Source organism: Bradyrhizobium sp. P2_E8, assembly GCF_056403875.1.
Map to the genome: position 1 here is coordinate 1 of NZ_JBFUES010000158.1, position 10,298 is coordinate 10,298.

General features: G+C 64.7%; 11 protein-coding genes. 1 reads left to right on the top strand and 10 read right to left on the bottom strand.

Annotated elements, in window-relative coordinates; all coding sequences use genetic code 11:
- From AC1D00_RS11565 to AC1D00_RS11590, 6 genes are all read right to left on the bottom strand, one after another.
- On the bottom strand, positions 1–489 hold a 489-nt coding region (locus AC1D00_RS11565), incomplete at its 3' end, for a hypothetical protein (protein WP_477010759.1).
- Between the two features lie 30 nt (positions 490–519).
- Positions 520–1,173 (bottom strand): tetratricopeptide repeat protein, encoded by a 654-nt coding sequence (locus AC1D00_RS11570; RefSeq protein ID WP_477010760.1) that lies wholly within the window; start codon positions 1,171–1,173, stop codon positions 520–522.
- Between the two features lie 169 nt (positions 1,174–1,342).
- Positions 1,343–2,935 carry a class I adenylate-forming enzyme family protein gene (locus AC1D00_RS11575; RefSeq protein WP_477010761.1) on the bottom strand — a complete coding sequence of 531 codons (1,593 nt, stop codon included), beginning with the start codon at positions 2,933–2,935 and terminating at the stop codon, positions 1,343–1,345.
- 72 nt (positions 2,936–3,007) lie between these two features.
- On the bottom strand, positions 3,008–3,592 hold the full coding sequence (locus tag AC1D00_RS11580; protein ID WP_477010762.1) for an NnrU family protein: 585 nt from the start codon (positions 3,590–3,592) through the stop codon (positions 3,008–3,010).
- A 67-nt stretch (positions 3,593–3,659) separates the two neighbouring features.
- Entirely contained in the window at positions 3,660–4,241 is a 582-nt protein-coding gene (locus AC1D00_RS11585; protein ID WP_477010763.1) for a hypothetical protein, read from the bottom strand.
- Between the two features lie 302 nt (positions 4,242–4,543).
- Positions 4,544–6,163, bottom strand: a complete 1,620-nt coding sequence (locus AC1D00_RS11590) for a peptide chain release factor 3 (protein ID WP_477010764.1) — start codon at positions 6,161–6,163, stop codon at positions 4,544–4,546.
- 157 nt (positions 6,164–6,320) lie between these two features.
- Between AC1D00_RS11590 and sugE the strand changes: the two genes are divergently transcribed.
- Positions 6,321–6,635, top strand: a complete 315-nt coding sequence (sugE, locus tag AC1D00_RS11595; protein ID WP_027543016.1) for a quaternary ammonium compound efflux SMR transporter SugE — start codon at positions 6,321–6,323, stop codon at positions 6,633–6,635.
- Here sugE and AC1D00_RS11600 read toward each other — a convergent pair.
- The 4 genes from AC1D00_RS11600 to AC1D00_RS11615 form a co-directional block, all read right to left on the bottom strand.
- A complete protein-coding gene (locus AC1D00_RS11600; RefSeq protein ID WP_135173424.1) occupies positions 6,628–7,635 on the bottom strand; it encodes an inorganic phosphate transporter in 1,008 nt (335 codons plus the stop codon). The genes sugE and AC1D00_RS11600 overlap by 8 nt on opposite strands.
- A 15-nt stretch (positions 7,636–7,650) precedes the next feature.
- Positions 7,651–8,295, bottom strand: a complete 645-nt coding sequence (locus tag AC1D00_RS11605; protein ID WP_025576595.1) for a DUF47 domain-containing protein — start codon at positions 8,293–8,295, stop codon at positions 7,651–7,653.
- 157 nt (positions 8,296–8,452) lie between these two features.
- On the bottom strand, positions 8,453–9,421 hold the full coding sequence (locus AC1D00_RS11610) for a branched-chain amino acid ABC transporter permease (RefSeq protein WP_477010765.1): 969 nt from the start codon (positions 9,419–9,421) through the stop codon (positions 8,453–8,455).
- Between the two features lies 1 nt (position 9,422).
- Entirely contained in the window at positions 9,423–10,286 is an 864-nt protein-coding gene (locus AC1D00_RS11615; protein ID WP_025576598.1) for a branched-chain amino acid ABC transporter permease, read from the bottom strand.
- Positions 10,287–10,298 lie beyond the last annotated feature (12 nt).

The window sequence follows — 10,298 nt, forward strand, 5'->3', positions numbered from 1 at the left end:
GGTCTGGGTCGGTTGGGCCTGCTGGACGGGCTGATCGGGCGGCGGCACGGTGGTGCGCTTGCGCACGATCTTCTGCTTGGGCGGCGGCGCGGCGGTGGGCGGCGCGGCCTCCGGCTGGACCTCGCCATCGACTTCGCCGGCAGGCGCATCGGCGGGCGCGGCCGCGCCGGCAGCCGGCTGTCTGGTCTTCTTCGCCTTGGCACCCTTGCCCGGCTTGGCCTGTTCAGGCGGCGGCTCCGCGGGCAAAGCCGCAACGGCAGGCGCATTCGGATCGGGCTGCTGCTGCGCGCCCTTGTACAGATCCTTCGGCACACCCTGCTCGAGGCCCGGCACGCCCTCCGGGAAGACCGGCTTGCGGTCACCCGGCAGCTTCTTCTTGGTGTCGAGGAAATCGAGCATGTCGGTCGGATCGAAGCTGGAGCAGCCGCCCAGGACGCCCGTGAAGGCGATCAGGACGGCGGCTGCGATCAGGCGAGGCGTGCGGCGCATATCGGTGTCTCGTCTCAGCTCTCGGGTCCGTCAGCTTTTGGCGACGGGCGGGAGCAGTGCCTGGAGCGACTCGGCGCGCGAGCGCAGGCTCGCCGGCGTTTCGCCGTCCTCGGCGATCGCGTCGAGCCATTTGCGGGCCGCGGTCGCGTCGTTGTTGCGCCAGGCCGACAGCGCCAGCATCTCACGGGCGCTGTGGCGGAAAGTCGATTTGGGCGCGGCGGAAGCCTCCAGCCGCTGCTGGATGTCGGCGTAGCTGGCGCTGTCGATCAGCAGGCCTGCGGCGCGCATCTTCGCCAGATCCTGCCACTCGCTGCCGACGCCGCGGTCGGCGGCAATGTCGTCGTACATCTTGGCGGCCGCCTTGGGATCGCGGCTAGCGGCCTCGGCCGCAGCACGCAGCCGCGCCAGGGTGCGATAGCCCGACGGAGCCTTGGCGGCGAGCTCAGTGAAGGCCGTCTCCGCCTCCGCATGCTTGTCCCGCTCGGACAACTCGACGGCCTTCTCGAAGGCGGCGCCGGCCTCGGCGGCCTTCTTGGCCTCCAGATATTGGTAGCCGCGCCAGCCGCCGACGGCGGCCACGATCAGCACCATCAGGGCGATGAAGTAGATCGAATATTTATCCCACAGCTTCTTGAGCTGTTCGCGACGTACTTCCTCGTCGACTTCGTCAAATAATTCAGACACTTATGCTCATCCCATGCCCGTCCGGGTGCGCGCGCCTCAGCGTTCGCGTCAGGAATCCCGTCCCCCACGTGGCGGCGAGGTAGCCTAACGATATGGCGGTGGCAAGGCAAAGCGAGCCCGATCAAGGCGTTAACCACCCGGAAGAGCCCGGACGAAGCGCCTGCCCGGCTCAGGTTCCCAAGGGCTCCCGCAATTGCCGCTTCAGCACCTTGCCATTGGCGTTGCGCGGCAGCGGCTCGGTGGTGATCGCCATGGTTTCGGGGACCTTGTAGTCGGACAGCCGCTCCGCGCACCAGGCCTGCAGGGCGTCGGCGGCGACCGGGGTCCGCGTCACCACCACGGCATGGACGCGCTCGCCCAGCACCGGGCATGCCCTGGCGATGATCGCGCTCTCGATTACCGCGGGATGGCCCGCCAGCACGGATTCGACCTCGGCCGAATAGATCTTCAGGCCGCCGCGATTGATCATGTCCTTCTGCCGGTCGAACACGCGGACGAAACCGTCCGCATCCACGGACCCCAGATCGCCCGAGTGCCAGAATCCACTGGTGAAGCTTTCGGCCGTGGCTTTCGGGTTGTTCCAGTAGCCCTTGATGACGGAGGCGCTCTGGATCCAGAGCTCGCCGATCTCGCCATGGGGCAGCTCGCGCCCATCCGGTCCCATCGCGACGATGCGAGCACCGGGACACGGCAGGCCGACGCTGTCGATATGGCTTGCCGTCAGCTCGCCAGGCATGATCGTCGAGGGCGATGTCGTCTCGGTCGAGCCGTAGCAGTTCATCAGCTTCAGGCCGGGAATCGTCGCCTTGAGCTTCTCGATGGTCGCGACCGGCATCGGCGCGCCGCCGAAACCGCCGATGCGCCAGCTCAACAGATCATAGCTGTCGAAATCGGGCTGGAGCAGGCAGAGATTGTACATCGCCGGCACCATCACCGTGTAGGTGACGCGCTCGCGCGCGGCAAGCTTGAGATAATCGGCGGCCTTGAATTCCGGCATGATGATCAGCGCGCCGCCGCAGCGGATCATGGTCGTGATGTTGGCGACGACACCGGTGACGTGACCGAGCGGCACCGCGGCGATCGAACGGTCCCTTTCCGTCAATTGCAGGCAGGACACGAACACCATCGAGGAATGGACGATGTTGCAATGGGCCAGCATCGCGCCCTTGGGCTTGCCTGTCGTGCCCGAGGTGTAGAGGATCATCGCGGTGTCCTCTTCGTCCAGGTCGACTGGCGCGGCGGCCGCGGCGTTGTCTGCGAGCACCGCGAAGCGCGACACATCCGGGTCGTCGTCGACGGCAACGCGGTGGATCACATCGGGGACATCAAGCGCATCCGGTAGCCGCCCGGCGAGCCCGGCCTCGTGGATCAGGATCTTGGCGCCGCAATCGGTGAGCACATAGGCGATCTCCGGCTTCTGCTGGCGCGTGCTGAGCAGCACCGTGACGAGGCCCTCATGCGCGGCGGCGAACAGCAGCAGCGGAAACTCGATGCGGTTGCCGAGCAGGATCGCGACACGATCGCCGCGCTGCAAGCCGAGCTTGCGAAAGCCCGTCGCGATCCGCGCAGCCTGCTCCACCGCCTGCCGCCAGCTCAGCCGGACATTGCCTGAGATCAGCGCTTCGCCGTCGCCGTTGCGTGCGCGGGCCTCTGCGATCATCGCCCAGAGACTGGCCGGCCTGTCGCAGAACGCCGGGACAACCCGATCGCCAAAGCGCGCCTCGAACCGCATCGGCGGGATCTGAGATTGCGACCAGTCCATCGGAATGTCCTAAGCTTGTTGCTCTTGTTACTTCCGCGCATGGACATGCGGGTCCTGTCTTGTGCCGATCGGCTAGACCCCCACGACGGGAACTCCGATCACGACAGGATGGAACGCAAACGCCAACGCCAGATACGCAACCACGCCGACGGCAACCGCGATCAGGTCGTTGGTGACGCCGCCCACCGGAATCGGCGGGCCGCCACTGTCGGTGMGATGCTTCAGCGAAATGCGGTCATACACCGCCCAGCCCAGGAACGAGCCGAACAGGATGATGGAGCCGAGATCGCCATTGGCGAGGAGATGCGCGGCCGCCCACAGCTTGATGCCGGCCAGCATCGGATGTTTCAGCGTCGCATAGATGCGGCCGCGCAGATAAGAGGCGACCACCAGGATCACCGCGGGCAGCATCAGCACGAGCGTGATGTGCTTCATCGCCTTCGGGGGATACCAGACGTCGATCCAGCCGGCCGCACGGTAATGACCAAAGCCCCAGATGATCAGCGCAAGCCCCGCAAGCGAGACGAGCGAATAGAGGATCTTGTAGGTCCCCTCGCCCAGCCTTGCGATCGCCTGCGCGCGCGTCTCGCGTTTCGTCGTGAAAACATGGGCCGCGAAAAACAGCACCAGCCCCAGGATCATGACCAGCAGACCCACGACATCCTCCCCTCAACAGCCCCGCCCATGGCGTATCATCGATTGGCCGCCGGTCGCAACCGATGCGCTACTTGCCCAGCTCGCGATTGTCGACATAGCGGATCGCGATCGGCCGCCCCGCCAGGGCGCCGCTGAGACCGCTGGTGAATTTCAACGGCAGGCAGRCCTTCAGCGATGCATTGATGGCGTTCAGATAGGTCGTGCGGGTGTCCGCCGGAACGCCCGCGGTGGCGTATGTAAGGCGTGGCGGGCCGATCAGGCCGCCCGCCTTGTTGAAGCTGAAGCGCACCGACATCTGCATGCCCGCCCGCGCATTGTCCGACGGCGGCGACCAGCAGGTGCGCAGTGCGGCGAAGAGATCGCCGATCGTGTCGAGATCGTGATCCGGCTTCTGGTATTTGGCGCGGTCGGTCTCGGACGGCATGCTCTCGATCGTGAGCTGGAGATTCTGGCCGTAGGGGTAGTCGATCTCGGGAATGCAGGGGCCGGGTTCGAGCGGGCTGCAATAGGACGGCGTGCAGGGCCGATAGTCGAGCACACTGCACGGCTCATGCGCAAACGGGATCGGATTGATCTGCCGAGGCCGTTCGTCGGCGGCGGCGACCGTCGATATCGCCAGCAGTAAAAAAACGAGAATGCCGCGCCACATGATGCGAGCTCGCAAGGCTACATATCTGGAACGTGGCATTGCCGCCGATAACGTCAACCCTGCCGACGTTCACATGCCCGCGTTCAAGGACGGTGTCGTCGCCCGGCTTGCCGTCTTCGCTAAAGCTACGCCGGCCCAACACCGAAAGCCCGACGAAGCCCTTGGCGGAGCCGGGACCGGGCGACCCAGTATTCCAGAGACGTTTGTGATTAAGCCGATGGGCCGCGGCGTACTGGATGCCCCGGTCAAGCCGGGGCATGACAGCGGAGGAAGTGGCTACAGAGTGGGCGAAACGGGCGCCCTCACCCCTTCTTCTTGACGTCCTTGACGTTGGTGAACTCGATGCCCTCGGCGCGTTCCCTGGTGTAGCCGAGATAGAACTCGTTCCTCGCCAGATATACGGGATCGCCGTCAACGTCGTCGGCGATGCTCGAGGTGTTGGCGGCGATGAAGGTGTCGAGCTTCTTGCGATCGTCTGACGACACCCATCGCGCGAGCTGGAACTCGCTGACCTCGAACTCGACCGGAAGGGAATATTCCGCCTCCAGCCGTGCCTTCAGCACGTCGAGCTGGAGCGCACCGACCACGCCGACCAGCGCCGGCGCGCCGTCGCGCGGGCGGAACACCTGCACGACGCCCTCTTCCGACATCTGCTGAAGCGCTTCCTTCAGCTTCTTCGCCTTCATCGCGTCGGTGAGACGGACGCGGCGGACGATTTCCGGCGCAAAGCTCGGCACCCCTACGAAGTTGAAATCCTCACCCTCGGTCAGCGTGTCGCCGATACGCAGCGTGCCGTGATTGGGAATGCCGACAACATCGCCGGCAAAGGCCTCGTCCGCCACCGAGCGGTCTTGCGCGAAGAAGAATTGCGGGCTCGACAGCGGCATGCTCTTGCCGGTGCGCACCAGCTTTGCCTTCATGCCGCGGCTGAGCTTGCCCGAGCACAGGCGCGCGAAGGCGATGCGGTCGCGGTGGTTCGGGTCCATGTTCGCCTGGATCTTGAACACGAAGGCGCTCATGCGCGGATCGGTCGCCTCGACCTTGCGCTGGTCGCTCTCCTGCGCACGCGGCTCGGGCGCGAACTTGCCGAGGCCCTCGAGGAGGTCGCCGACGCCGAAATTACGCAGCGCGCTGCCGAAATAGACCGGCGTCAGATGGCCCTCGCGAAACGCCTCCAGCTCGAACGGTTTGGACGCCTCGGTGACGAGCTCGAGTTCGTCCTTCACCGCGGAGACGTCGAGATTGGCGTTGAGCTTGGCGAGCTCCTCGATCTCGATCTGCTGCGCCGCGCCGGTCTTGGCGCCGCCGCCTTCGAGCAGGCGCACGCCACCATTGACGACGTCATAGGTGCCGAGGAAGTCGCGGCCGCGGCCGACCGGCCAGGTCATCGGCGTGGTGTCGAGCGCCAGCGTCTTCTCGATCTCGTCCAGCAGCTCGAAGACGTCGCGGCTCTCGCGGTCCATCTTGTTGATGAAGGTGATGATCGGAATGTCGCGCAGGCGGCAGACCTCGAACAGTTTTCGGGTGCGCGCCTCGATGCCCTTGGCGGCGTCGATGACCATGACGGCGGAGTCGACGGCCGTCAGCGTGCGATAGGTGTCTTCCGAAAAGTCCTCGTGGCYCGGCGTGTCCAAGAGGTTGAACACGAGGCCCTCGAACTCGAAGGTCATCACCGAGGTCACGACCGAGATACCGCGCTCGCGCTCGATTTTCATCCAGTCCGAGCGCGTGTTGCGCCGCTCGCCCTTGGCCTTGACCTGACCGGCGAGGTTGATGGCGCCGCCGAACAGCAGCAGCTTTTCGGTCAGCGTGGTCTTGCCGGCGTCGGGGTGGGAGATGATCGCAAAGGTCCGCCGCCGCGCCACCTCAGCGGCAAGCGGGGAACGGGCCGGCGATTCGGCTGGAATGGCGATGTCGGACATGGCGGGAGCGTTTGGCAGGGAAAATGGGCCTGATCAAGCCTCATTTGGTGATTGCGGAGCCCTTCGGCCAGCCCCATATCGCCCCTGGGGAGGACGGCCTTCCTTTTCATCAGCATATCAGCCGCGGGGACGACCCTGCCTTGCACGGAGGGTCGTCATGGCCTGGAGCATCCTGTTCGTCGCCGGTCTGCTCGAGATTACCTGGGCGATCGGCCTGAAATATACTGAGGGTTTTACCAGGCTTGTTCCGTCCGTCATCACGCTCGCGGCGATGGCCGGCAGCGTCATCCTGCTCGGACTCGCCCTCAAATCGCTGCCCGTCGGAACCGCCTATGCGGTGTGGACCGGCATCGGCGCGGTCGGCACCGCGACACTTGGCATCATCCTGTTCGGCGAGCCGGCCACGGCGTTCCGGCTTGCCAGCATCGGGCTGATCGTCGCCGGCATCGCCGGGCTGAAATTCGTCACCTGACGAAGATCTTGACCGCCCACCAGGTCAGCGCCGCCACGATCGCGGAGGCCGGGATCGTGATCACCCAGGCATAGACGATCGAGCTGGCGACGTTCCAGCGCACCGCGGAGACCCGGCGGGCCGCGCCAACGCCCACGATCGCACCGGTGATGGTGTGGGTGGTCGAGACGGGAACCCCGAGGAAGGTCGCCATGAACAGGGTCACGGCGCCGCCGGTTTCGGCACAAAAGCCCTGCATCGGGGTCAGCTTGGTGATGCGCAGGCCCATGGTGCGGACGATGCGCCAGCCGCCCATCAGCGTGCCCAGCGCCATCGCCGCCTGGCAGGACAGCACCACCCAGAACGGCACCGAGAATTCGCTGCCAAGATGGCCCTGCGAATAGAGCAGCACGGCGATGATGCCCATGGTCTTCTGCGCGTCATTGCCGCCATGGCCGAGCGAATAGAGCGAGGCGGAGGCGAATTGCAGGATGCGGAAAGCGCGGTCGACCGCGAACGGCGTCGAGCGCACCGAGGCCCAGGACACGATCGCAACCAGCATCATCGCCAGCAGGAAGCCGACCAGCGGCGACAGCACGATGGCGAGCACGGTCTTGGTCAATCCGCTCCAGACCGCCGCCGAAATCCCCGCTTTGGCCATGCCGCCGCCGATCAGGCCGCCGATGAGCGCGTGGGACGACGAGGACGGAATGCCGAGCGCCCAGGTCACGAGGTTCCAGACGATGGCGCCGACGAGGGCCGCGAAGATCACCTGGGCATCGACGATCGAGGGATCGATGATGCCGGTGCCGATGGTCTGGGCGACGTGCAGCCCGAACACCATGAAGGCGACGAAATTGAAGAACGCGGCCCAGACCACCGCGAATTGCGGCCGCAGCACGCGGGTCGAGACGATGGTCGCGATCGAATTGGCGGCGTCGTGCAGGCCGTTCAGGAAGTCGAACAGCAGCGCGACGGCGATCAGTCCGACCAGGACGGGAAGACCCAACGCAGCATCCACGGCGAGGCCCCTGCCCTAAACTTGCTCAATGACGATGCTGTTGATCTCGTTCGCGACGTCGTCGAAGCGATCGGCGACCTTTTCGAGATGGTCGTAGATCTCGACGCCGACGATGAAATCCATCGCGTTGCCGTCGCGATGCTTGAGGAACAGCTCCTTCATCCCGATGTCGTGGAGATCGTCGACCCGGCCCTCGAGCTTGGTCAGCTCTTCGGTGATCGCTGTCAGCATGGCGACGTTCTTGCCGATCTGCTGCATCAGGGGCAGCGCACGGCCGACCAGATTGGCGCATTCGATCAGCAGCGCGCCGATCTCGCGCATCGGCGGCTCGAAGGCGCGGACCTCGAACAGCATCACGGCCTTGGCGGTCTGCTGCATCTGGTCGATGGCGTCGTCCATCGAGGTGATGAGGTTCTTGATGTCGCCGCGGTCGAACGGCGTGATGAAGGTGCGGCGCACCGCCGTCAGCACCTCACGGGTGATGTTGTCGGCATCGTTCTCGAACTGGTTGACGCGCTGGCAATAGACCGGCGTCTCTTCGCCCCCGTTGAGCATGCCCTGGAGCGCGATCGAGCCCTGGATCACGGTCTGGGCATGGCGGTCGAACAGGTCGAAGAACCGTTCTTCCTTGGGCAGGAAAGCGCGAAACCATCGCATCATGGGGATAGACTACCGGTTGGAAATGGCCCGGCCCGGGAGGGCCGTCACGAAACTGTCATAGACCATTTTCGATCCGCGCGCGCACTACCTCACGCCCGCGGAACCGGGATCATCCACCGCTTTCACTCAACCAGTAAACTGACGTCAAATCAATTACTTAGAGCGAACGCCGGAAGTAATGCGCGATTTCGCCGATGACGCCGCGGCGGAAGGTGAGCACGCAGATCACGAAGATCGAGCCCTGGATCACCGTCACCCACTGGCCGAAGCTCGCCAGATATTGCTGCATGGCGATGATCACGAACGCACCGACCACCGGTCCGAAGATGGTGCCGAGCCCCCCGACCAGCGTCATCAGCACGACTTCGCCCGACATTGACCAGTGCACGTCGGTGAGCGAGGCATTCTGCGCCACGAACACCTTCAGCGATCCGGCGAAGCCGGCCAGCGTGCCCGACAGGACGAAGGCCAGGAACTTGTACTGGTCGGTCCGGTAACCGAGCGAGATCGCGCGCTGCTCGTTCTCGCGGATCGACTTCAGCACCTCGCCGAACGGCGAGTTGATGATGCGGAAGATCAACAGGAAGCCGGCGAGGAAGCCGACCAGCACGACATAGTACAGGACCGTCGGCTTGGTGAGATCGAGGACGCCGAACATGCGCCCCTGCGGAATGCCCTGGATGCCGTCCTCACCATGGGTGAACGGCGCCTGGAGGTAGATGAAGTACAGCAGCTGCGACAGCGCCAGCGTGATCATCGAGAAATAGATGCCCTGGCGGCGGATCGAGATGTAGCCGGTGATGATCGAGAGCACGAAAGCCGCGGCGATACCGACGAGGATGCCGAGCTCCGGCGGCAACGCCCACACCTTCAGCGCATGCGCGCTGCAATAGCCCGCCGTCCCCAGGAACATCGCGTGGCCGAACGACAACAGGCCGCCATAGCCGATCAGAAGGTTGAAGGCGCAGGCGAGCAACGCGAAGCACAGCGCCTGCATCACGAAGAACGGATAGACCCCCGTGAACGGCACCGACGCCAGCAGCAGCGCCATCACCACAAACACGATCATCTCGTCACGCATCGCGCGCGGGGTCGCCCGCAGCGTATCGTCCGTCAAGGCTGTCATATCAGGCCGCCCTTCCCGTCAATCCCGTTGGCTTCACCAAGAGCACCAGCACCATCAGCACGAACACGACGGTGTTGGAGGCCTCGGGGTAGAAATATTTGGTCAGGCCCTCGATCACGCCGAGCGCGAAACCGGTGATGATCGAGCCCATGATCGATCCCATGCCGCCGATCACCACCACGGCGAACACGACGATGATGAGGTCGGCGCCCATCAGCGGCCGGACCTGGTTGATCGGCGCCGAGAGCACGCCCGCGAGTGCGGCAAGGCCGACGCCGAGACCGTAAGTCAGCGTGATCATGCGCGGCACGTTGATGCCGAAGGCGCGGACCAGCGTCGGATTTTCGGTGGCGGCGCGCAGGTAGGCACCGAGCCGCGTCTTCTCGATCAGGAACCAGGTCGCCAGGCACACGATCAGCGAGAAGACGACGACCCAGCCGCGATAGATCGGCAGGAACATGAAGCCGAGATTCATGCCACCCTTGAGCTGGTCCGGAATGGCGTAAGGCAGGCCGGAGGAGCCGAAATAGTTCTGGAACACGCCCTGCACGATCAGCGCGATGCCGAAGGTCAGCAGCAGGCCGTAGAGATGGTCAAGCCCGGTCAGCCATTGCAGCATGGTCCGCTCCAGGATCATGCCGAAGATGCCGACGATGATCGGCGCCAGCAGCAATGCCCACCAGTAGTTGATGCCGCCGAGGTTCAACAGGAAATAGGCGACGAAAGCGCCCATCATGTAGAGCGCGCCGTGGGCGAAATTGATGATGTTGAGCATGCCGAAGATCACGGCAAGCCCGAGACTGAGCAGCGCGTAGAACGAGCCGTTGATCAGTCCCACCAGTAGCTGAGCGTAAAGAGCCTGCATCGATCCCGCACC

Excerpts from the sequence above, each read along its gene's own strand:
- AC1D00_RS11575 (WP_477010761.1), bottom strand. The coding sequence starts at position 2,935 with ATGGACTGGTCGCAATCTCAGATCCCGCCGATGCGGTTCGAGGCGCGC.
- sugE (WP_027543016.1), top strand. The coding sequence starts at position 6,321 with ATGGCCTGGAGCATCCTGTTCGTCGCCGGTCTGCTCGAGATTACCTGG.
- AC1D00_RS11605 (WP_025576595.1), bottom strand. The coding sequence starts at position 8,295 with ATGATGCGATGGTTTCGCGCTTTCCTGCCCAAGGAAGAACGGTTCTTC.
- AC1D00_RS11610 (WP_477010765.1), bottom strand. The coding sequence starts at position 9,421 with ATGACAGCCTTGACGGACGATACGCTGCGGGCGACCCCGCGCGCGATG.
- AC1D00_RS11615 (WP_025576598.1), bottom strand. The coding sequence starts at position 10,286 with ATGCAGGCTCTTTACGCTCAGCTACTGGTGGGACTGATCAACGGCTCG.